The organism is Curvibacter lanceolatus ATCC 14669, assembly GCF_000381265.1.
Classification (GTDB): domain Bacteria; phylum Pseudomonadota; class Gammaproteobacteria; order Burkholderiales; family Burkholderiaceae_C; genus Curvibacter; species Curvibacter lanceolatus.
In genome coordinates, this window is the sequence record NZ_KB906258.1 from 1 (window position 1) to 21,226 (window position 21,226).

Annotated in this window: 19 protein-coding genes and 1 pseudogene; 8 read left to right on the forward strand and 12 right to left on the reverse strand. The window is 64.0% G+C overall.

The genetic code is table 11. The features are described 5' to 3' along the window. Both F624_RS0112205 and F624_RS34860 read right to left on the reverse strand, forming a co-directional pair. Positions 1-230: DUF1153 domain-containing protein (locus F624_RS0112205; RefSeq protein WP_019574590.1), on the reverse strand; the 230-nt coding region annotated here is incomplete at its 3' end. After that, the gene (locus F624_RS34860; protein WP_157443449.1) at positions 227-628 is read right to left on the reverse strand and encodes a hypothetical protein; all 402 of its coding nucleotides are present in this window, start codon (positions 626-628) and stop codon (positions 227-229) included. The genes F624_RS34860 and F624_RS0112205, both read right to left, overlap by 4 nt. Between F624_RS34860 and F624_RS0112220 the strand changes: the two genes are divergently transcribed. Further along, positions 627-1,079, forward strand: a complete 453-nt coding sequence (locus F624_RS0112220; RefSeq protein WP_157443450.1) for a hypothetical protein — start codon at positions 627-629, stop codon at positions 1,077-1,079. The genes F624_RS34860 and F624_RS0112220 overlap by 2 nt on opposite strands. A gap of 35 nt (positions 1,080-1,114) precedes the next feature. On the opposite strand, the gene F624_RS36240 is transcribed toward F624_RS0112220, so the two are convergent. The 3 genes from F624_RS36240 to F624_RS0112235 all read right to left on the reverse strand — a co-directional run bounded on the left by F624_RS36240 (position 1,115) and on the right by F624_RS0112235 (position 5,910). Next, positions 1,115-2,908, reverse strand: coding sequence for a methyl-accepting chemotaxis protein (locus tag F624_RS36240; RefSeq protein ID WP_043425958.1), 1,794 nt, complete (start codon positions 2,906-2,908; stop codon positions 1,115-1,117). Positions 2,909-3,716: 808 nt separating this feature from the next. After that, positions 3,717-5,111 (reverse strand): ATP-binding protein, encoded by a 1,395-nt coding sequence (locus F624_RS0112230; RefSeq protein WP_169426591.1) that lies wholly within the window; start codon positions 5,109-5,111, stop codon positions 3,717-3,719. Between the two features lie 55 nt (positions 5,112-5,166). Continuing rightward, the gene (locus F624_RS0112235) at positions 5,167-5,910 is read right to left on the reverse strand and encodes a response regulator transcription factor (protein ID WP_157443452.1); all 744 of its coding nucleotides are present in this window, start codon (positions 5,908-5,910) and stop codon (positions 5,167-5,169) included. A gap of 348 nt (positions 5,911-6,258) precedes the next feature. Between F624_RS0112235 and F624_RS34865 the strand changes: the two genes are divergently transcribed. Beyond that, positions 6,259-6,618, forward strand: coding sequence for a hypothetical protein (locus tag F624_RS34865; RefSeq protein ID WP_157443453.1), 360 nt, complete (start codon positions 6,259-6,261; stop codon positions 6,616-6,618). Positions 6,619-6,898: 280 nt separating this feature from the next. On the opposite strand, the gene F624_RS0112240 is transcribed toward F624_RS34865, so the two are convergent. Together F624_RS0112240 and F624_RS0112245 are read right to left on the reverse strand one after the other, a co-directional pair. Continuing rightward, the gene (locus F624_RS0112240; protein WP_031254842.1) at positions 6,899-8,002 is read right to left on the reverse strand and encodes an Acg family FMN-binding oxidoreductase; all 1,104 of its coding nucleotides are present in this window, start codon (positions 8,000-8,002) and stop codon (positions 6,899-6,901) included. A 136-nt stretch (positions 8,003-8,138) separates the two neighbouring features. Next, on the reverse strand, positions 8,139-8,600 hold the full coding sequence (locus F624_RS0112245; RefSeq protein WP_245573628.1) for a DUF1569 domain-containing protein: 462 nt from the start codon (positions 8,598-8,600) through the stop codon (positions 8,139-8,141). Between the two features lie 284 nt (positions 8,601-8,884). On the opposite strand from F624_RS0112245, the gene F624_RS0112250 reads away from it, so the two are divergent. Next, complete coding sequence (locus tag F624_RS0112250) at positions 8,885-10,462, forward strand: methyl-accepting chemotaxis protein (protein WP_019574599.1); 1,578 nt, start codon at positions 8,885-8,887, stop codon at positions 10,460-10,462. Positions 10,463-10,510: 48 nt separating this feature from the next. Here F624_RS0112250 and F624_RS0112255 read toward each other — a convergent pair whose 3' ends face one another. Further along, a complete protein-coding gene (locus F624_RS0112255) occupies positions 10,511-11,656 on the reverse strand; it encodes a GGDEF domain-containing protein (protein ID WP_031254844.1) in 1,146 nt (381 codons plus the stop codon). Between the two features lie 586 nt (positions 11,657-12,242). Here F624_RS0112255 and F624_RS0112260 point away from each other — a divergent pair. Then, complete coding sequence (locus F624_RS0112260) at positions 12,243-13,127, forward strand: ParB N-terminal domain-containing protein (protein ID WP_019574601.1); 885 nt, start codon at positions 12,243-12,245, stop codon at positions 13,125-13,127. A gap of 24 nt (positions 13,128-13,151) precedes the next feature. Here the strand turns inward: F624_RS0112260 and F624_RS0112265 are convergent, their stop codons facing one another. Then, positions 13,152-13,712 carry a DUF2889 domain-containing protein gene (locus F624_RS0112265; RefSeq protein WP_245573629.1) on the reverse strand — a complete coding sequence of 187 codons (561 nt, stop codon included), beginning with the start codon at positions 13,710-13,712 and terminating at the stop codon, positions 13,152-13,154. Positions 13,713-13,907: 195 nt separating this feature from the next. Here F624_RS0112265 and F624_RS35355 point away from each other — a divergent pair, with 195 nt between their 5' ends. Next, positions 13,908-14,078, forward strand: a complete 171-nt coding sequence (locus F624_RS35355) for a hypothetical protein (RefSeq protein ID WP_019574603.1) — start codon at positions 13,908-13,910, stop codon at positions 14,076-14,078. 561 nt (positions 14,079-14,639) lie between these two features. Here F624_RS35355 and F624_RS33415 read toward each other — a convergent pair. After that, a complete protein-coding gene (locus F624_RS33415; protein WP_157443454.1) occupies positions 14,640-15,587 on the reverse strand; it encodes a dioxygenase family protein in 948 nt (315 codons plus the stop codon). A gap of 104 nt (positions 15,588-15,691) precedes the next feature. Then, a pseudogene (locus F624_RS32495) lies at positions 15,692-16,646 on the reverse strand (LysR substrate-binding domain-containing protein). Between F624_RS32495 and F624_RS35360 the strand changes: the two are divergent. The 3 genes from F624_RS35360 (at position 16,545) to F624_RS0112295 (ending at position 19,521) form a co-directional block, all read left to right on the forward strand. Further along, a complete protein-coding gene (locus tag F624_RS35360) occupies positions 16,545-16,805 on the forward strand; it encodes a hypothetical protein (RefSeq protein ID WP_169426589.1) in 261 nt (86 codons plus the stop codon). The pseudogene F624_RS32495 and the gene F624_RS35360 sit on opposite strands and share 102 nt — an antisense overlap. A 13-nt stretch (positions 16,806-16,818) precedes the next feature. Continuing rightward, complete coding sequence (locus F624_RS0112290; RefSeq protein WP_019574607.1) at positions 16,819-18,015, forward strand: acyl-CoA dehydrogenase; 1,197 nt, start codon at positions 16,819-16,821, stop codon at positions 18,013-18,015. Positions 18,016-18,270: 255 nt separating this feature from the next. Then, positions 18,271-19,521 (forward strand): CaiB/BaiF CoA transferase family protein, encoded by a 1,251-nt coding sequence (locus tag F624_RS0112295; protein ID WP_031254847.1) that lies wholly within the window; start codon positions 18,271-18,273, stop codon positions 19,519-19,521. 40 nt (positions 19,522-19,561) lie between these two features. On the opposite strand, the gene F624_RS0112300 is transcribed toward F624_RS0112295, so the two are convergent. Beyond that, complete coding sequence (locus tag F624_RS0112300; protein ID WP_019574609.1) at positions 19,562-21,121, reverse strand: AMP-binding protein; 1,560 nt, start codon at positions 21,119-21,121, stop codon at positions 19,562-19,564. Between the last annotated feature and the right edge of the window lie 105 nt (positions 21,122-21,226).

A 21,226-nucleotide genomic window follows, 5' to 3' on the forward strand; every position in this document is an offset into this window, starting at 1 on the left:
TCACTGAGTTGCCGTTCGTACTGCTCTTTGATTTCCAGGGGCTTGCTGCGCAGGGCGTTCTCCATGCCGCGCTTGCCTTCATCGACCCACTGTTCAACCTCAGATGGGTTGAGGTCATAGGCACGGCTGGCCTCTGAGACCGTGGTCTTGCCTTGAATGATGTCCAGGACCAAAGCCGTCTTTCTCTTGGCCGTCCAACGCTTGATGTCGTCTTCCATCAGGGTGCTCATCTGTGTTGCCTTTCAACGATAACACCCGAGCAGGAAATCACTGGGTCAATACAGCCCATCGTGACGGGCTCCCATCGGGCGGCCTGATGTTCAAGCCAATCCCTGGCCACGGTCTCCAAGGTGTTGCCGGCTTCGTAGACGACCTTGGCCTTTTCTTCCTTGCGCACCTTGCCCGGATCAAGGTGGTTCTGCAAGGTCTTGCAGTGGGCCCCAGCATCTTGACGTCGCAGATGCCCACCCTGCTGCCGGCACTGGTGATAGCGCTGGGGGTGGTGCTGGGAGCTGGCACCTCGCCTTGCCGCAGCGCCGCCCGCGCGGCCGGCCGCGAATGATGCCGCCCGTGCCTGCCCGGCGCTGGCCGGCCCCTTGTCGCAAGCCCGGCCCGAAAAAGACATCATGGGCGATGCGGCATGGCAGCGCATCGACAATTTTGCCGATGGCAAGCAAGGCTCGGGCATCACGGTGTTCCGCCACTTCGAGGCAGTCGAGGCGGCCGGCCCCGCCAAAGCCTGGAGGCTGAAGCTGGCCTTGGGTGAGGTGGAGCAGGCCCCTTCTCTTGTCACGCTCTATGGCGTCGACGGTTTGCAACTGGCACCCCGTGACCAGCATCGCTTCTGGCGCCTGCAGCCCGAGGGGATGAACCTCTTGACGGTCACCGTCCGGCCGCAGCCTGGCGGCGTCGGGGGCATCGCGATCGCGACTTGCCAGGCGGGGCGGATGTCGATCCTGGTCACCACCGTGCCTCGGGGTTCATTGCGCCAAGAGCCCGCAACAGGCCGCCTGGACCAGAACGCGGCCCATCAGCCCATTGTGGACATGCGGGCGCCCCTGGTCAGCCCCAAGCCCTGAGCGCGTGTCTGGCGACACCTGATCAGCGGCCCTGCTTAGAACGACTCCCAGTCGTTGTTGCCCTCGCCAACCGTGGCGGTGGCTTTTGCCACACGGGTCGATGCCGGGCTGGGGGCCTTCGCCAACAGGCCAGGCGCCTTCGGTGCGGCCTTGGGCGGGGGCTCGATGGCACCAGCACTGGAACCAGCACCGGCACTGGCAATCCTGGGCGCGTCGTCCTTGCGCTGGATTGTCTGCGGCGCGGCCACCCAGCGTCGGGCGCTCGAGCGGCTGTCGCTGCCGGCCCGGGCATCCAGCTTGAACGCGGCCACGGTGGCGACCAACTCTTCAGATTGAGATTTCAGGCTGCCTGCAGCTGCGGCCATCTGCTCAACCAGCGCTGCGTTCTGCTGCGTTGCCTGGTCCATCTGGGTCACAGCTTCACCCACTTGGGCCACCCCGGCGGCCTGCTCATTGCTGGCCGAGCTGATTTCACCGACCAGGTCGCTGGCCTTCTTGATGGAAGAGACCACCTCCGACATGGTCGCTCCAGCCTCGTCAACCAGGGCGGCACCCTGCTCTACCCGCTCGACGCTCGCATTGATCAGGCCCTTGATTTCTTTGGCGGCCTCTGCACTGCGACCCGCCAGGGATCGCACCTCGGAAGCCACCACGGCAAAACCTCGACCTTGTTCTCCGGCACGCGCCGCCTCAACGGCGGCGTTCAAGGCCAGGATATTGGTCTGGAAGGCGATGCCATCAATGACACTGATGATGTCGGAGATCTTTCGCGAAGAGTCGTTGATCTCCTTCATGGTTTCAACGACACGCCCCACCACTTCACCGCCCTTGGCGGCGATGGCGGATGCATTGCTGGCCAGTTGATTGGCTTGGTGGGCATTTTCTGCGTTGTTTTTGACTTGCGAACTGAGCTCTTCCATAGATGCCGCCGTTTGCTCCAACGCACTGGCTTGGCTTTCTGTGCGGGCAGACAGGTCTTGATTGCCCGACGCGATTTCAGAGCTTCCGTCAGAAACAGCTTCTGATCCCTGCCGAACTTTCTCAACAATGGAAACCAGGTTAACCCTCATTTTTGATAATGCTGCCAGCAATTGCCCGGTTTCATCTTGCCGCGTGCTGTCAATCTGAACAGAAGAAGTCAGATCACCAGCAGCTACCAAAGATGCCATCTCTACCGCGTCATTGATGGGTTTGACCACGGATCGGGCAATGTAGGTGGCCGCCAAAACGGCAATCAAGGTGGCCGCCAGCCCTGCTCCGAGGATCAGGTTGCGTGCATTGTCGGCATCATTTTCTGCCGCCACTTTGTCTTCATGCATCTTCCCCTTTTGATAGTCGATGGCACTCTTGATGGCCGCCAGATAATCGCCCTGGGTTCGATATCGCTCACCATAAAGAAGTGAAATTGCCTCTTCGTTTTTCTGATCCATGGCCAGCTTCACCACATCATCCGTGAAACTAGCGAATGGCATTTGAGCCTCTTCAAGAGCCTTCAATTTTGGAGCACCATCTGCTTGAATTTGCTGCCGTAGTCTTGGAAGAATTTTATTATTCACCTCTTCGCGATTCTTCAAGAATGCATCATAGTTTTTCTGACGTGCCTCGTTATCTTTGACGAGAATCATGTTGCGGGTAATCCGGGCATTGTCCATGGTTCGGTAGGCAAGATCATCAAGCTCTTGCAGGATCGGAACCCGTCGATCATTAATTTCCACCAGTGAGTTTTTCAAACCCGAAAGGCGTGCCAACCCCAGAAAAATGATGATCGCCATCATAAAAATGACAACACCAAAGCCGACCCACAAACGAGGCCTGATTTTCAAATTCATTTCTAGCATCCCCAATGGATCCAGCGGATTAAATGATTCAGTTTAACCAAATCCTGTGACACCCGTCACCGAAGGGCTACTGCAACCGGCCAAATCCCATGGTTGGGCACCGGGAAAACAAAGAAATGCAGCAAAATCTGCAAACTCTGATTTCGATATTCGATAATTTAGGCCAGGATTCGCGGAAAGCGCGCCGGAGGCAACGACGCCAAACACCCCACGCCATGGGCTTTGGCCGTGGCATGACAGGCTGGCCTCAGTTGCACGAGCATGAGCGCTCGGCAGGGCAGACCGCGATCCGCCTATTCACGCCAACTAACCCATCGGCTTCCACGGCGCCACATCCCTCTCGGGGTAGTCCCGAGGCGGTGGCAGCGCGGCCTGGCGCTGGGCCTGTCGTTTGATCTGCCGCCGGGTTTGCGGCGCTTCATCGCGAGCTTGCCTTGTGTGCATGGATCTAGACTACCGCCGCGTGAATCGCGGGTCTACCGCAGGATGAAGGGCGTGGCGCGGGCGCATCACTCATCGGCTGGACAGGGTTTTGTCAGGGTTTTGACATGACTGCGTACCCGCACCGGACAAACCCCTCGTCACCCACCGAACCCTGTTGGCGAGAACCGCCTGCCAAGTGCAAGGCCACCACTGCCGAGCCCCGGTGCGGGTCGTCAAGAACGCGAAGCGTTCCTTCATCGCACTGGGCAAGGGTTGGAGCCCACTTTGGCGCCGTCATTGGTTCACGGCATCGTGCCTGGCACTTGGAGCGATGATTGGGTGGCATCGACCGGCGGAATCCGTCGCAAGGCCCTGCTCAGAACCGGGTCGACAAGGGTATGCCACCTCTGTACGGCGCGCGTGTAGTTCGTACAGCGCCGGGCGATGCAGCGCCTGGGCCTTGCGTTTGACAGATCAACAGGGGGGTGACCGGGGTGCGCAATGGCAGGCGCACGGTGACTTGGTGCCGATTCAGGTGCTGGCCAAACAGCAGTTCTCCCTGCAGGCGCACCACGACCTGCTGAACAATGGCCAGCCCCAGGCCGAAGCCGGGGGAGCCTCGGCTGGCATCGCCCCGGGCAAATGCTTCCATCAATTGTTCGGCGCCATTTTCTGGCAGGCCCGGCCCCGCATCGGAAACCGCCAACGTGGCCCAGCCGCCCTGTTCGATCAGATCGACCGTGACCGGTGCGCCCCCGTGTTTGAATGCGTTGTCGACCACGTTGAACATCAGGCGCTCGATCAGCAAGAGGTTGCCCACCGGCAGCAACAGCTTGGCCGGCAAATGGGCCGTCAGCTCGTCTGCAGCTCGGTCAAAACCCGCAAGCACATGCCGCATGAGATCGGCCAGATCCACCACTTCGTTCAGCGGCACTGTGCTGGCCCGCACAAACTCCAGAAAACTGGCTGTCAGTCGGTCAGCAACGTCCACGTTGCGAGTGATGGAGGCCACGCCCTCGGCATTGTCCGGTGACTCGGGCAACATTTCAGCGGCAAGCCGAATCCGGCTCAGCGGGCTGCGCAGATCGTGAGAAACGCCTGCCATCAGCAGCGCACGCTCGCGCTCGTTGCGCTGCAGGCGTTCGGCCAACTGGCGATAGGCCTGGTCAATCTCGATGAGCTCGGGCGGTGCCTTTCGCTCTTGCATGGATTGTGCAGGCGGGGGCAGCTCGGTCCCTTTGCTTGCATGCGCCTGCATGCGGTTGCGCAAATGCGCGAGCGGATTGGTGACCCGTCGCGCAAAATTCCAGCTGAACAGGCCAATGAGCAGGCTCAAAAGTACCGTGGCAGCGGTCAGACGGCGCGACCAGACCGGCAGCAAGGCCCAGGGCACGGTACCGCTCAACCAGACTGGCGCGGCATCCGGTACTTGCACCAGCAGCCACATGTCGAAATGTTCATCGGTGTAGCGCAATCGGGCGTCACCCACCATCACACCGAAACGGCTCAGTTCTTCACTGAAAACGGCCACCGCGGGAAAGGCGGATATCCGAAGGGTGAGCCCTTGTGGCTCTGCGTCATGACGCACGATGATTGCGTCCGGCCTGTCAGGCGGCACCACGTCGGTGTTCAGGGGGTCGAACAGCATGGCTTTGATTCGCGGCGCCCAAAGCTCTGCAAACTGAGGGGCAAGCATTTCATTGCGTTGAATCAGCAAAGAGGCTTCAAAGATCAGCAAGGTGCAGGCGAGCAGCACGACCTGGGCACGCATCAGGCGCAGAAACAGCGAGTCAAACCTGACCGCAATCATTGGCAGGCGGCAACGGTCACGAAGCCCCCCGAGGAACAAAGGCGTAGCCCTCACCGCGGACCGTTTCTATCCACTCACCGCCGGGCAACTCCTGTTCGAGGCGACGGCGCAAACGACTGACCTGAACATCGACTGTTCGGTCCTGCGGCCGGTAGGCGCTGGCCTGCACGGCGTTGCTCAGTTGCTGGCGACTGACAACCTGCCCGGGTGCTCTGGCCATTTCAACCAAAAGCTTGAATTCAGTGCCGCTCAGTGCGATGGCCTCACCGTTGACCCGCACCTCCCTGGTCAGAAAGTGAATGCTCAGCCCCCCGAACTGCCATACAAGCGAGGGGGTTTGGGGTGGCGAAGACTGCCTGCGGATCAATGAGCGCAACCGGGCCACAAGCTCGCGCTTTTCAAACGGCTTGGGCAGGTAATCGTCAGCCCCCAGCTCCAACCCGAGCACGCGATCAATCGGATCACCTCGTGCGGTCAGCATCAGGATGTTCAGATGGGGATGCGCCTGACGCCAGCGACGGCACAACTCCATCCCGTTGGCATCGGGCAGCATCACATCCAACAGCACCACATCGGGCAAGCCCTGACGCAACGACAACTCCGCTTGTGCTGCGTTGAAGGCAGCCTGGGCCGTCCATCCTTCGCTCCCGAGCAGTCGCAGAAGCATTGTTGACAGTTCCTCATCGTCATCGACGACAAGCACGACAGGATTGACCATGGCAGAGCAGATTCGAAAGGGTGGGGTGAGCAGCTTCGCCAAGATGGTAAGCGATTCCACTGGATAAGAAGTAAGACATGTTGAGACGCTTTGTGACGATATTGTCGCAATTCGTCGCAATTCGTCTTAAAAATATCCAAGCGCTTTCGCTACATTGGGAGTCGATGAAGAGATCGCATGAATTCCCAAATTTTCAAAGTAGTCACTGCAACTTAATATCAGTCATCAGCATTCAGGATTGATTATGCTGTTTTGATACAGGCAGGATAGCCGCAGAGATATCCATTTCAGAAAAGCCAAAGAATCTCATGAAATCGCTTCCTCCCAAAAATCAATCAGGAAGAGGGGTATGCCATGCGCAAAAACCGACGGGGCTTGGAAGTTCAATTCATGGACTCGATTGATTCCGATATTTCGCCTGAAGAACTCAACAAGCAGCTTCACGACGCATTCCGCTCAGACGATGCCAGTGCGCAAAATTTCATTGACTCAGTCTTCAAACCATCTGAAAACTCAAAATATGACATCGACTTCCGAGAATTGAGTCGTGATTCACGCATGGCAAAGGAGCACTCTGCCTTGGCGAAAGATCGAGGCCCCATCAAGGACATGAGGCCAAGACGACACCCCAATAAAGCAAGCCCTCCATTGAGTGCTTATTGGTTGAAAAAAATTTGGTTTGGTATTTTTTATAGATTCAGCCAAAAAAATAAGGTGTTTGACAGGTGGCAACATGTGGCACGCAAGTGATCTTCAACACACTTATGCTGGGCTTGGTTTAATTTTTTCTCTTATCACTCACCTCAAAGACGGTCGCAGTCATGTTGACGAATGGAGGCATTCATCGATAGATTTCGAGGAAGACTCAGAAAAACCATCTTTCAGACTCAAAAAATGCCTTAACAAAGTCTTGTCCATCACTTTGCATACGTGCATTATCATGACATTCTGGCCAGCATTTTTAACAGCCTCCATCATCTCGCACATAAGAAGATGACATACCTGGATGTTGATCAATAATGCCCCGCCTTCAAACCAGCACCGCCTCCACAGGCCGACGCATCGACAGCGGCAGCCCCGGCCCGCGCCCGAAGCGCACCACCAGATCTGGTCGTTGCGGGCCTGGCCTCAGGCCCAGTGCAGCGGCCAGTTGCTGCCGTACTGCACTGACCTCGACAGGCTGGTTCACCATGGCGTTGCGCAAGCCCAGGGCGGTGGCCTGCAGCGCAAAGCGCTCGTAGCAGCGGCCGGCCTCGATCCAATGCGCCGGGTCGCTGCGGTCTGACACAAAAACGGCCAGGCCCGCAGAGCTGCGGATCTGCTGGGCATAGCGGTCGTTTTCAGATTTCGCCGAGAAAAACAGGTCCATGGCACGGCTGCCCAGCCAGCGTGGCAAAGCGGGGTTACCGGATGCACCGGCAAACAGGCCGTCGCCCGTGCTTTCGGCCTCGCTGGCGCTGAATCGGATCCAGGCCTTGAGCTCGGCCATGAAGGCGGCACTTTCCATTTGTGCGGTGTTGCCGGCAATGACGAAATCCAGCACCTGCTCCATGGCGGGGCGTTCGGTCAGCAGCAGCACCCGCACGCCCTCGCCCGTGCCGGCCTGCTCAAGCAGGCGCAGCTCCATGCTGGCCAGCGGCTGGCCGTCGTAAATACCCCGGGTGCACTGGCGCTGCGTGATGGCACGGAACAACGGTGTTTCGCTGGGGCGGGTGGGGCTGAACCGGGCGTGGACAGTGCCAAGGCCGGCCGGGTCGAATTGGATGTCGGGCTGCAGGCCGGCGGCCAGCGCCGCGTGGGCGAGGTTCTCGGTGGCGCAGCCGAGCGATACATACAGGTGGTGGTCATCCGGATCGACCACGGCACACCTGCGGGACAGATCCGGGGTGATGGCAAGCGCCCGATCCTGCAAGTGGAAATGCCAGCACTGGGTGTTGTGGCTGGACGGGGCCAGGGTGGCATACCGCACCAGCTCGCGCATGCGTTGCACCGGGTCCCCGGTGTCGGCGGCCAGGGGCCGCCTGAGGGCATGGGCGGCGTCTTGCTCGCCCACGCTGGAAGAACACCCGACCGAGCCGGCCATGACCGCACCCAGAGCGCCCGAACCCAGGATGATTTGTCTGCGCGTGACCATGGACACCATGGTGTTCGATTGGCGCGCAAGCCCTTTGATGCATGGCAACACCCGGCCAGTTCGGCAGCACGCCGCTCGAAGTCAGCCTCCAGGCGCACCCATGGTTGGGCTCATGGGTGGGCTCATGGTGGGGGCCTCAGGCCACCACGATCGCGTCCTGGTGGTTGGCAATGTGGAAGGTGTGGGCCAGGCCATAGTCGGCGCGGCTCAGGGCGCCGTAGGCAAAGTGGGGCTGCAGCGGGCCGGTGTGGGCCTGAAAGCGGGCGATAGCCGCACGCAGGCGCAGGGCACCGGGTTTCCAGGCCTCTTGCTGGGTGAGCGCGGGCGCACCGGGGATGGGTTCGGTGAGGCCATGGCTCATGTGGCCGCGCCATTTGAAGAACGAAAAGGCCAGCGTGCCGGCGGTCTGCTGAAACAGCGCGCTCTTGGGCTGCGGAAAGCCGTCCAGGCTCATGTCGATGCTTTGAGCCAGGTGCTCGAAGACGGCCCCCATCTTCCAGTCGGTGCTGCTGCGCACGCTGCCGGCCTGGTCCACCCGGTCGAGCCAGCGCAGGGCGTCGTCGAGTGATTGAACCGGGGCGATGGGGCTGCTTGCCATGGCCATTCCTGATAAGGCGCCCACTTGCAGGGCCAAAAAGTGTCTGCGTTGCATGGCGCAGATGCTAGCGTTCAACGCCGCGTTTCACACGCCTGGGCCCCCGCCAAGTCCGCCGGTCCAGCGTCAATAGACAAGTACGCGACAATGAAAACGTAGTTTCATAACCAAAACACTCGCAACGTGTTGCGGCGCACCAATCCGGGGCACACCCAGGCACCTGTTTGTGGCACATTCAAGTGTTCACCCCGAACAATGTTTGCCACCGTACGCAACCGCTTGTCACCATGTTCCTCACACAACTCTCCATCGGAAAGCGCCTGGCGCTGGTTTTGGGCTTGATCCTGGCCCTGTCGCTGCTCAGCAGCCTGGTCGCCGTGATCAAGCTCAAAGAGATGGGCGAGGTGTCCGAATCCATGCTGGCCATCAACCTCAAGACCGAGCGGGCCACGTCCGACTGGCTGCGCCACACCACGGCCGGCATTCAGCGTGCGGCGGCCATTGCCAAGAGTGGCGACGCCGCCCTGATCGAGTACTTTGCGCCCGCCACGGCCGAGTCGATCCGCCTGACCAATGACCTGCAGAAGCAGGTCGAAGCCCAGATGACCGCGCCCGACGACAAGCAGTTGATCGACAAGGTGGCACAGCTGCGCAAGACCTACCTGAGCGCCCGCGAAGAGGTCAGCAAGCACAAGAAGTCGGGCGATGCGGATGCGGCGGCGCGTGCCTTCACCGAGGTGTTCGAGCCCACCTCGCGCCAGTACCTGGCCTCGGTGCAGGAAGTGGCCGACCGCCAACGCAAGCGGCTGGACGAATCCGCCCAGCGCAGTGAGGCCTTGCGCTCGCAGACCAGCATGCTGCTGATGCTGTGCGCCGGCCTGGGTCTGGTGTTGGGCTCGGCCCTGGCGTGGTCCCTGGCGCGCAGCATCACCGTGCCGCTGCGCAAGGCCCAAGGCATCGCTCACCAGATTGCCGACATGGACCTGACGGGCCAGCCCCAGGCCAGCTACAGCAGCGATGAAACCGGCCAGTTGCTGCAGGCCGTCGACCGCATGCGCTCGGCGCTTCAGCAGGCACTGCGCGAGGTGCACGGGGTGGTGAACAGCATCTCCACCGCCAGCAGCGAAATCGCATCGGGCAACCAGGACCTGAGCGCGCGCACCGAACAGACGGCCAGCAACCTGCAGCAGACAGCCAGCGCCATGGAGCAGCTCACCAGCACCGTGCACCAGAGCGCGGCCGCCGCTTCGCAAGCGGCCAGCCTGGCCGGCTCGGCCGCCCAGGTGGCCGCGCGCGGTGGCAATGTGGTGTCCGAGGTGGTGCGCACCATGGACCAGATCAATGGCAGCTCGAAAAAGATTGCCGACATCATCGGCGTGATCGACGGGATCGCCTTCCAGACCAACATCCTGGCCCTGAACGCGGCCGTGGAAGCGGCCCGCGCCGGCGAGCAAGGGCGGGGTTTTGCGGTGGTGGCTGGCGAGGTGCGCTCGCTGGCGCAGCGCTCGGCCCAGGCCGCTCGCGAGATCAAGGCGCTGATCGGCTCGAGTGTCGAGAACGTGGAAACCGGCGCCCGCCAGGTGGGCGATGCGGGCCAGACCATGAACGACATCGTGAGCAGCATCGAGCGCGTGACGCTGATGATGCGCGACATCACCACCACCACGGCCGAGCAAAGCCAGGGCATCGACCAGGTCAACACCGCCGTGTCGCAGCTGGACCAGATGACGCAGCAGAACGCCGCCCTGGTGGAGCAATCGACGGCCGCCGCCCACAGCCTGAGCGACCAGGCGCAACGGCTCAACCAGGTGGTGGCACGCTTCCGGCTGGACGCGTCGGGCAGCCAGCACGCCCTGCTGAACTGATTCCGCCGAACAGCCGCCCCGGCCAGCTGCAGGTGGGCCGGGCCAACGTCAGGCCCCGATCATCTCGACCCGGTTGCGCCCGGCATTCTTGGCAAGGTACAGCCCTTTGTCGGCGCGCTGGATCAGCGCCGCCAGAGATTCGAGGTGGCCCTGCACCGAGCTGGCCACCCCGATGCTGACATGGCAAACCGGCACCTCCGGCAAGGCCACCGAGCCGTTTCGGATGCGCTCAGCCACCTGCTCGGCGTCTTCTGGCGTGGTGCCGGGCAGCACCACCACGAACTCATCTCCGCCATAGCGCGCCAGCAAGGCCGGGCGCCGCAGAATGCCCTGCACCCGGTCGGCAAAGTGCTTCAGCACCAGGTCGCCCACATGGTGGCCTTGCAGGTCGTTGATCTGCTTGAAATGGTCCAGGTCCAGCAGCAGCACCGACAGCGTCTGCTCTCGGCGCTGGCAGCCGGCCAAGGCGCTGTCGCCCAATTGGAACAAGGCGCGGCGGTTCAAGGCGCCCGTCAGACTGTCACGCATGGCCATGTCCTCCAGCATCAGCCGGATGTTTTCGTGGGTCATCAAGATGGCGCAGACAGGAATCAACACGTCAGAGGAAGAAAAGCCCACCGCGTAGACGACCTGCATGATCTCGATGGAATCCACCCCATCGCTCTCGGGAACCAGGTAGCCGACAACGGCCCGGGCCAAGATCAGCAGCAGCAGCATGAGCAGCGAGCCCAAGGTCAAGTACCGGGCAAAGGTCTTTTCCTGCCGGTAAATCACCCAGGCGTGGTAGGCATACAGCGCCACCAGCACCCCCCTGGCAAAGATGCGGCGGTGGATTGGCCCATCGTCGTAACTGGCAAAAACCACCATGGCGGCCGCGGCAACGGCCACCAGCCACCCAAGAAATCGCCGCGGCAGCGGGCGATCAAAAAACTCGCAGGTGCCCGCCAGAAACAGGGCTGCGGTCAGGATCAGGCACACGTTCTGCGCACCGATGGCCACCGCATCGGAGGTGAAGTTGCGCAACAGGATGCGGGTCAGGGTGCCCAGCCCGGCCACCAGCGTGGCCGCCGCCCAGAAGTTCAGGCCCTTGATGGAGGCCGTGCGGTCCCGGCCGATGAAGCCCAGGATCAAGCCCATCATGCAACTCATGACGCCCGCATAGGCAATCACAGTGGGCAGGTCAAATCGAATCACGGCGTTGCAAGGGTGCGGGCAAACATCGGCTAAATGTAGCGTTGACCCAGCAACGTGTAACAGAGAAAAAACGCGGCTGTGGTGCCCAGCACGAAAGCGGGGCAAGTGCATCCAAATGGGGGATTGACGGCACCGACTGGCTGGATGGTGGTGGAAGCCGGGTGGCCTGTGGCGCTTAGCCGGACCACCTGCCAGAAGGCTCCCATGCGTCGAAGCCTGTCCAGAAAGAAAAAATCCCCAAGGTTTTGGGCCTTGAGGATGAACGATCAACAGGGTTGACCGGGAGACAAGGCTGAATCTTACATCCTAGGGAAAACCCGCGCAAGCCCTGCCACGCCATTCCCTTTCCGGCACGGGTGGCTTTGCGCCACCGCCACTCGGCACAGGCCGGCGGGGTGGGCTTGGGGCTATACTCCGCAGCCCGCCGGCAACCCCGGCCAGGCCACCCACAGCAACGCTGTTGAGCCGAGCCCTGGCCAATGATCGAGACGATTGGCCTGAACAGGCTGGCGCCGGTGACTCAAACCCCATCACCCCCTCCCTCGCGCCGCCCCGCGGCGCGCCTCACGCGAAGCTATTGACCGCCATGGACATCATCGTCAACGAAGAACTGCTGGCCTACATCGACCCCCTGACCCCCGACGAACACGCCGCCCTGGAGCGCAGCATCCTGGCCGAAGGCTGCCGCGATGCCCTGGTGCTGTGGGGCGATGTGCTGGTGGACGGCCACAACCGCTACGGCATCTGCCAGAAGCACGGCATTGCGTTCAACACGGTGCAGAACACCCAGTTCAAATCCATGGACGACGTGCGCCTGTGGATGATCGACCAGCACCTGGGCCGCCGCAGCCTGAGCGACTTCCAGCGGGGTGTGCTGGCACTGCGCAAAAAAGAGATCATCGCCAGCCGCGAGACACCCGCGGCCGCCCCCACCCCGGCGCCGTCGAGCCCTTTGGCCCCGGCCGACCTGCAGACCGGCGGCGAGGGGGATGCCGGCAACGCCACCCCGCCCTGGGAAGGTGACGCAACGGCCGCCCCAGCCAGCGCCGCCACCGCGCCCGCGAGCACAGCCACCCCGGCCGAGCCCGATGCTGCCCTGACCCGCGAAGCCCTGGCCCGTGCGGCCCGGGTGAGCAACGCCACCATGGTGCAGATCGAGAAGATCCAGAAGGCCGCCGCCCCTGAACTGGTGGCAGCCGTCAAGTCGGGCACCATCTCGATCAATGCGGCCGCCACCGTGGCCACGCTGCCGGTCGAAGAACAGGTGGCCGCCGCGGCCGGGGGCAAGAAGGAGTTGCAGCAGGCCGCACGCAAGGTGCGCGCCGCCAAGGCGGTGGAGCGCACCGAGCCCGAAACCCCCGAAGGCGTGATTGCGCGCCTGCGCCAGACCATCGTCGAACTGAGCGCCGAAAACAGCGCGCTCAAGGCCGAGGTGGCCCGCCTCAAGGGCCAGCGCGGCGAAGAGCTCTGATCCGCAGAGCGTGCCTGGCCCGGTTCAAGCCTGAGGCGGCGCCGGCTTCTTGGGCTTGGGCTGGTAACCGAAGAACACGGGGTGGTGCTTCTGCACCAGCGGTCCGTCAAAATCCCAGGCCTTGCAGCGGCCCAGGTGCAGCGGCGGCCGCTGGGCATCGCCCGAGAAGGCATTGGGCAGGGCCTGGAAGGCCACGGTGGCCATGTTGAACAGCAGTTCACGCAGGTGGGCGCAGCCCTGCACGCCGCCCAGCTGGCGCTCGATGGTCTGGCGCCAGCCCCCCGACAAGGAGCAACCCACCATGCGCCGCATGGTGGCCTGGGCCGAAGGACACTCGCCGTGCGGCACGCTGTCCATGGCCACGTGGATGTCCTGCACTACGAAAGCGGTGTCCAGCGTCAGGCGGATGTGCATGTGGTGGATGGCCTCGCCGGGCTGCCACAGGCCTTCGCCCGGGATGTCGAACACCTCGCTCTTGGTGTCGCGCATTTCGCCTTCGATGTCCCACAGGCCATCGTCGCGCTGGAAAGCCCTGTAGAGCACCTCGCGGGTGTGCGAGGGGCGGCGTGGGCTGGGTTCGGGCAAGGGCAAATCGGCACCTCTGTTGGCTGAAGAAAACAGCGGGCCGGGCCCGCGGGCAGCGCGATTCTAGTGAGACCGCCCGGTGTGCCAGGTCACCTGCGCATCAAGCCAGCCCCCCGGGCTAGGTCATAGTTTGGCTTGGGGACTTTCGACCTGTGGCCTAATAAGGGGTTTCAACCTTTTGTACAGAAGAACGCCATGGGCAACAAAATCGTCACCGAAGCTGATCGCAAGCGCACTCCCGCACCCGCTCCCCTGCCGGGCATGCCCAACCCCACCGGTGGCCGCGGCCAACGCGTGAGCCTGGAGCGTGGCGTGGCCACCCGCAGCAAGAAGAACCCTGGCAAGCGCTCCAAGAAGGGCGGCTGAGGCCTCTTTTCCCCGAGCCACTGGGTGCAGGCCCCTGCCCCAGGCCCCAAAAGCCCTCGCGAGCCCCGTGCCCGAGGGCTTTTTGCATGGAGCGGCGCCATTTGCGCCCCCCAGCCGAACCCGCTGGGACCACCAACCCCACTCCGGCCGGCGCCCCCACCGAGCCCCCACGCCAGCACTGCCTGTTTTTTAAGCAGCGCAAGAACAGCGCTTTTAAATCAACAACTTAGCCCAGTTGATAGGGCTCGCCACACGGCTTGTCCACAGGGTTCTCCTCGTTTGACAGGGACAACACGGCAGCACGCTGCCCGCAGCTCATGCCGGCCCGGCAAGCGGGGCGGTACAGCCCGTCTTCAAGGGGCACAGGGCCCGGAAAGCGCTGTTTCGGTGAGGTTTTGCTGCGGTTTCAAGCCCTCAAGGGGTCTGAATCATCCACCTGCCCAATCTTTGAGCAGCGCAAGGCTTTCCCAATGGAATCAAGGGCTTAGGCAGGCCCTCCCCGCCCGCCCCACGGCTTGTCCACAATGTTGTCCAGCGTGGGCGGGGATAGATCGTGCAGCGTCAGCGGCGCAGGCCCGGCACCAGGGCCTGACGGCGCTCGGGGCTGTCGATGTCCAGGCGCAAGGCGTTGGCTGCGGCGCCAGACGTGGCCGCGTCGGCGGCGTCCCCGGACGGGCGACCCGAGCGGTCCACCGCCACGGCCAGGGTCAGCACATATTGCTCGCGCTCTTCACGCACCGAGCCCACCACGCTGTTGCCGGCCTGCAGGGCCACGGCATCGGTGCTGTTGAGGGTGTCGCGCAGGCGGGTGCGCAGGTAGGCGTCTTGCTGGCTGTACAGGTATTCGCTCAGCGCATCGGGCAGGAACAGCTGCGAGGTCAGCACGGTGCGCTCGCCGTTCCAGATTTTGAAGTGGATGTGGGCTGTGCGCCCGGCATGCCAGCCGGGGTAAATCGTGCGGAAGGCGGCCACGCCATTGCGGTCGGTGGCCTGGCGGCCGCGCAAAAAGCTGCGCCCCCGGGCGTCGATGTCGCCGTTGTCGCCCTGCCCTGCAAAACCGGAGTACACGCCCCGCGCATCGCAATGCCAGACATCGACCAAGGCGCCGGCAAAAGGCATGGCGGTCTGATCGACCACCACGAAACGCAACTCCAGCGGCACGCCCGGCAAGCCTTCGCTGATGTCGGCGCGCATCAGGCCCGAGGCATCGAGGTAATGCGGCCCCTCCGGTGCGGCCGAGGTCAGGCGCGGCACCAGGGCCGGCTCACGCTGCACGATGCGGGGGGCCGGGGACGGCGAGGCACCTGCGGCGGGCGCCACAGCCCGAGCGCCGCGCACCGGGGCCGCCTTGCCCTTGACGGCCGCGGCCTTGCCAGCGGGCGCCGCATGGCCCTTGTTCTTGGAGGGCGTTGCCAAGGCTGGCGCCGCCAGCAAAGCCGCCGTCACCCCCAGCAGACGGCGACGCAACAGGACAGAGGTCAGGGGGACTTCGGAGCAATTCGGGTTCAAGGCAGCGTCCTTGGCAAGCGGTTCGGGCAAAGCTCAAAAGCCTAACGGAAACCGGTCAGCCGCAGATGAACAAAGCGCTTGTAAATGCTAAAAAAACGCAGTTTTCACGCTGCCGCGCCCTGCGCCAGCTGCAGCGGGTTCGCCCCACCCGCCTGGGCCACCTGCCCCATCAACCAGTCGCGAAAAGCCGTCAGCACCGGCGGGTCGTCCTGCGCGGGCGTGACCAGGTAGTAGCCCCGCTCACCCTGCAGCGAGGCGGTGCAGGCCAGCACCAGCTCACCGCGCGCCAGCTCGGACTCGATCAGCAGCGGCGGCATCAACGCCACCCCCAGGCCATGCGAGGCGGCCACCGCCAGCATCGAGAACAGCTCGTAGCGCGGCCCCTCCATGGCCCGCGGGGCCTCGGTGCCCTGGGCATCGAACCATTGCCGCCAGCCATAGGGCCGGGTGCTTTGCTGCAGCAGGGGCAGGCCGGCCAGGGCCTGCGGTGTGAGCCCGCCCGGGCTCAGGCCCCGGCTGCGCAGCCAACTGGGGCTGCAGACCGGCACCACATCCTCGCTCAGCAGGTGCACGGCCCGCACCCCGGGCCAGTTGGCCACCTGCTCGGGCGTGCCGGCGTACAGGGCGGCGTCGAACTCGGTGTCGGCAAACAGAAACGGGCGGGTGCGGGTCTCGATGTGCACCACCAGGTCGGGGTGGCGCTGGGCCAGATCCGGCAGCCGCGGGATCAGCCAGCGGGTGGCAAAGGTGGGCACGGCCGCCAGCACCAGCCCCCCCGCCCAGGCCCTGGTGGGCCATCACGTCCAGCGTGTCACGCTCCAGGCCTTGCAGGCGGCGCGACACCTGGCGCCAGTAGTTGGCGCCGCTGGGCGTCAGCGCCACGCCGTGCCGGGTGCGGCGAAACAGGGCCACGCCGAGAAAATCTTCCAGGGCCGTCACCTGACGTGAGACGGCGCTTTGCGTGAGGGCCAGCTCCTGCGCGGCGCGGGTGTAGCTCTCGTGCCGGGCCGCGGCCTCGAAGCAGGCCAGGGCCTGGGTGGAGGGGATTTTGCGTCTCATGCTGTTATGGAACTTGTGAAGCGGATTGAAGGCATTTTCAGGGTTTTTTTGAAACAAGAAATGCATTTGATGAATATCTGGATGTCAAATACTCGTTTGCGCCAAGCCATGCCGCCCGCTACGATGCACAGCATCAAGCAATCGCTTTTCTGCCACTGACCGGAGACCCCTCATGAGCCGTGCCGCCTTCCAATGGGCTGACCCCTTTCTTCTCGACCAACAGCTGACCGACGACGAGCGCATGATCCGCGACGCTGCCGCCGCCTACTGCCAGGACAAGCTGGCACCGCGCGTGCTGGAAGCCTTCCGCCACGAAAAGACCGATCCGGCCATCTTCCGCGAAATGGGCGAGCTGGGCCTGCTGGGCCCCACCATCCCCGAGCAGTACGGCGGCCCCGGCCTGAACTACGTGGCCTACGGCCTGATCGCCCGCGAAATCGAACGCGTCGATTCGGGCTACCGCTCGATGGCCAGCGTGCAGAGCTCGCTGGTGATGGTGCCCATCTATGAATTCGGCACCGAAGGCCAGCGCCAGAAGTACCTGCCCAAGCTGGCCACCGGCGAATGGATCGGCTGCTTTGGCCTGACCGAACCCGACCACGGCTCCGACCCCGGCAGCATGGCCACCCGCGCCTACAAGACGGCCGGCGGCTACAAGCTCAAGGGCAGCAAGATGTGGATCTCCAACAGCCCCATCGCCGACGTGTTCGTGGTGTGGGCCAAGGAAGTGTCCGAAGGCGGCGCTGTGGGTCCGATCCGCGGCTTTGTGCTCGAAAAGGGCATGAAGGGCCTGAGCGCCCCGGCCATCCACGGCAAGGTGGGCCTGCGCGCCTCGATCACCGGCGAAATCGTGATGGACGACGTGTTCGTGCCTGAAGAAAACGCCTTCCCCGAGGTGCAAGGCCTGAAGGGCCCCTTCACCTGCCTGAACAGCGCCCGCTACGGCATCGCCTGGGGCGCCCTGGGTGCTGCCGAGTTCTGCTGGCACACCGCACGCCAATACACCCTGGACCGCAAGCAGTTCGGCCGCCCCTTGGCTGCCAACCAGCTGATCCAGAAGAAGCTGGCCGACATGCAGACCGAGATCGCACTGGGCCTGCAAGGCTGCCTGCGCCTGGGCCGCATGAAGGACGAAGGCACGGCCGCGGTGGAAACCACCTCGATCATCAAGCGCAACTCCTGCGGCAAGGCCCTCGACATCGCCCGCCTGGCGCGCGACATGATGGGTGGCAACGGCATCAGCGACGAGTTCGGTGTGGCCCGCCACCTGGTGAACCTGGAGGTGGTGAACACCTACGAAGGCACCCATGACGTGCACGCCCTGATCCTGGGCCGGGCGCAAACTGGGATCGCGGCTTTCGGGAACTGAGACCCCCCTGTTGGGGCTCACTGCGTGTAGCCCCCTCCCCCCCAGGGGGCGATACCTGCGGCCTGGCAAAGCCAGCTCCGCGGTATCCTGGAACGGGCTTCGCTTCGCTCGCCTGGAGAAGACCAGGCCGTGCGACATGTCGAGCGCCTGTTCTTCAAACCTCCGGTTGAATCCTCGCACTCTGTATCGCCCGACAACGATGCCTGCCTGAGCAGCACTCGGAGATTCAGTCTGTTATTGCCAAAAATCTGCCACATGACTCAACTGCCCACACCCCAGCCTGGGGCCCTTGCGGGTCTCAAAGTTCTTGATTTGTCCCGTGTGCTGGCGGGGCCCTGGTGCACGCAGATCCTGGCGGATCTGGGGGCGGATGTGGTGAAGGTGGAGCGGCCTGGGGCGGGGGATGACACCCGGCACTGGGGGCCTCCCTTCCTGAAGGATGCGGCGGGGCAGGACACGAGCCAGGCCAGCTATTTCACGGCCTGCAACCGCAACAAGCGATCGGTGACGATCGACATGGCCAGTGCCGAGGGGCAGGCCCTGATCCGCGAGATGGCGTTGCGCGCCGACATCGTGGTGGAGAACTTCAAGGTGGGTGGCTTGCAGCAGTACGGGCTGGACCACGCCAGCCTGCTGGCGCTGAACCCGCGGCTGATCTACTGCTCGGTGACAGGTTTCGGCCAGGACGGGCCTTATGCCGAGCGGGCCGGCTATGACCTGATGATCCAGGCCATGAGCGGCATGATGAGCATCACCGGCCGGGCCGACGACCAGCCCGGCGGCGGCCCGCTGCGGGTGGGTGTGGCGCTGACCGATCTGTTCACCGGCGTCTATGCCTCCACCGCCATCCTGGCCGCGCTCAACGTGCGGCACCAGACGGGCAAGGGCCAGCACATCGACATGTCCCTGCTGGACGTGGGCATGGCCATCCTGGCCAACCAGGCGGCGGGCTTTCTCAACACCGGCAAGGTGCCCGGGCGCCAGGGCAACAGCCACCCCAGCCTGGCCCCTTACCAAGACTTCCCGACGGCCGACGGCGCCGTGCTGCTGGCCATCGGCAACGACGGCCAGTTTGCCCGCTTCTGCGCCGCTGCCGGGCGGCCCGAATGGGCCCTGGACGAGCGCTTTGTCACCAACACCCTGCGGGTGAAGCACCGCGACACGCTGATCCCGCTGATGGCGGAGCTGACCCGCAGCCGCAACACGGCCGACTGGATCACCCTGCTCGAAGACAAGGCCGTGCCCTGCGGCCCGATCAACGACATCGGGCGCGCCTTTGACGATGCCCAGGTGCAGGCCCGCGGCCTGGCCGTGACGCTGCCGCGCGAGGCGGGCGACGGCATTGCGCAGATTCGCGGCGTGGCCAGCCCGCTGCGCCTGGCCGACAACCCGCCGGTGCTGCGCAACGCCCCGCCGGCCCTGGGCCAGCACACCGACGAGGTGCTGCGCGAGCTGGGGCTGGATGCCGCCCGCATCGCCGAGCTGCGCGCCCAGAAGGTGCTCTGAGCCACAGCTCACCCCAGCAGAACCCAAGCCCAGCGCGCCCTCAGGCCTGAAAGTGCTGCTGGTATTGCTGGCGCAGCACGTTCTTCTGGATCTTGCCGGTGGCCGTGGTGGGCAGCGCCGGCAGAAACACCACCGCCTTGGGCACCTCGTGGCGCGCCAGGCGCTGCCGACAATGGGCCAGCACGGCCTCGGCATCGGCGGCCTGGCCGGGCTTGAGCACCACGAAGGCGGTCACGGCCTCGGTCCAGTGTTCATGCGGCAGGCCCACCACCACGGCGTTGCCCACCGCAGGGTGGCCCAGCAAGGCGGTCTCGACCGTGATGGACGCCACGTTCTCGCCCCCGGTCTTGATCATGTCTTTCTTGCGGTCCACAAACACCAGCAGGCCATCGGGGTCGTAGAAGCACAGGTCGCCCGTGTGGTGCCAGCCGTGGCGGCAGGCCTCGGCCGTGGCCTCGGGGTTCTTGTAGTAGCCGTTCATGACATTGGGGCCGCGCACCACCAGCTCGCCCACCTGCCCCTGGGGCAGCAGTTGCCCCTCGTCGTCCATGATGGCCATGTCGTTGATCAACGCGGGCGTGCCCCAGTAGGGCCCGGGCTTGCTCAGCTGGTACTCGGGCTTGAAATAGGTGGTGCCGGGGTAGGTTTCGGTCTGGCCGCTGGCCAGGGCAAAGCGCGGGCAGATCTCTTCGGTCAGGCGGCGCAGCAAGGCCGGCTCCATGGGCTGCATGGCATACAGGCACAGGCGCAAAGAGCTGAGGTCGAACCCGGCGCGCTCGGGGTGGTCCAGCAGGGCCCGGTACATCATGGGCAGCAGAAAGATCCAGCTCAGGCGGTGCTGCTGCACCGTGCGCATGAAGGCCACGGGCTCGAAGCGGCGCACGATGACCATCGTGGCCCCCAGGTGCACAAAGGCCGCCACCAGCGAGTGCTCGGCACAGTGGAAGATCGGCATCACCACACCGGTCACGTCGTCATGCTGGATGCCGCCTTCGATCGCCCCGCTGAGCGAGGCCACAAACACCGCCAGGTGGCTGATCGCCACGCCCTTGGGGTGGGCCGTGGTGCCGCTGGTGAACATGATCTGGGCCAGGTCGCGGTCTTCGATCTGCACCTCGGGCTCATCGGTGGGGGCGGCCTGCAAGACCTCTTGCAGCCAGGGGCCGGCCACCCCGGGCGGGCTGCTGACCCGGTTGACCAGCACGGCAGGGCACACGGCCTCGATGGCGGCGCGCACGGGCGCCAGCAGCTCGTCGTCGGCGATCACCAGCCGGGCCTCGACCTGGCCCAGGATGTACTGGATCTGCTCGCCCGCCAGCATCACGTTCATGGGCACCCAGACCAGGCCGGCCTTGGCAATGCCGAAGGCCATCACCACCTGCTCGATGCTGTTGAGGCACAGCGTGGCCACCGCATCGCCTTTTTTCAGGCCCTGGGCCAGCAGGTGGTTGGCCAGTTGGTTGCAGCGCTGGTCGAGCTCGCGGTAGCTCAGGCGGCGCTCGCCTTCGATGAGGGCGGTCTTGCCCGGCGCTCGGGCGGCGGCACGGCGCAGCATGTCGCCAATGGCGATGCGCTGGATGACAGAGGGCTGGAAAGGCATGGCTTGTCTCCGGTACGGTGGTTGTATCGAACAAGACCCCGTTGGCCTGCCAGCCGGCCGGTGCGCAGGCGCCCGGTGCCCAGCCGACGGGCCCGGGGACCCGTC

Excerpts from the sequence above, each read along its gene's own strand:
- F624_RS0112295 (WP_031254847.1), top strand. The coding sequence starts at position 18,271 with ATGACTCAACTGCCCACACCCCAGCCTGGGGCCCTTGCGGGTCTCAAA.
- F624_RS34860 (WP_157443449.1), bottom strand. The coding sequence starts at position 628 with ATGATGTCTTTTTCGGGCCGGGCTTGCGACAAGGGGCCGGCCAGCGCC.
- F624_RS0112250 (WP_019574599.1), top strand. The coding sequence starts at position 8,885 with ATGTTCCTCACACAACTCTCCATCGGAAAGCGCCTGGCGCTGGTTTTG.
- F624_RS0112300 (WP_019574609.1), bottom strand. The coding sequence starts at position 21,121 with ATGCCTTTCCAGCCCTCTGTCATCCAGCGCATCGCCATTGGCGACATG.
- F624_RS0112260 (WP_019574601.1), top strand. The coding sequence starts at position 12,243 with ATGGACATCATCGTCAACGAAGAACTGCTGGCCTACATCGACCCCCTG.
- F624_RS0112230 (WP_169426591.1), bottom strand. The coding sequence starts at position 5,111 with ATGCGTGCCCAGGTCGTGCTGCTCGCCTGCACCTTGCTGATCTTTGAA.
- F624_RS0112240 (WP_031254842.1), bottom strand. The coding sequence starts at position 8,002 with ATGGTCACGCGCAGACAAATCATCCTGGGTTCGGGCGCTCTGGGTGCG.
- F624_RS34865 (WP_157443453.1), top strand. The coding sequence starts at position 6,259 with ATGGACTCGATTGATTCCGATATTTCGCCTGAAGAACTCAACAAGCAG.
- F624_RS35355 (WP_019574603.1), top strand. The coding sequence starts at position 13,908 with ATGGGCAACAAAATCGTCACCGAAGCTGATCGCAAGCGCACTCCCGCA.
- F624_RS0112245 (WP_245573628.1), bottom strand. The coding sequence starts at position 8,600 with ATGGCAAGCAGCCCCATCGCCCCGGTTCAATCACTCGACGACGCCCTG.
- F624_RS0112220 (WP_157443450.1), top strand. The coding sequence starts at position 627 with ATGGGCGATGCGGCATGGCAGCGCATCGACAATTTTGCCGATGGCAAG.
- F624_RS36240 (WP_043425958.1), bottom strand. The coding sequence starts at position 2,908 with ATGAATTTGAAAATCAGGCCTCGTTTGTGGGTCGGCTTTGGTGTTGTC.
- F624_RS0112290 (WP_019574607.1), top strand. The coding sequence starts at position 16,819 with ATGAGCCGTGCCGCCTTCCAATGGGCTGACCCCTTTCTTCTCGACCAA.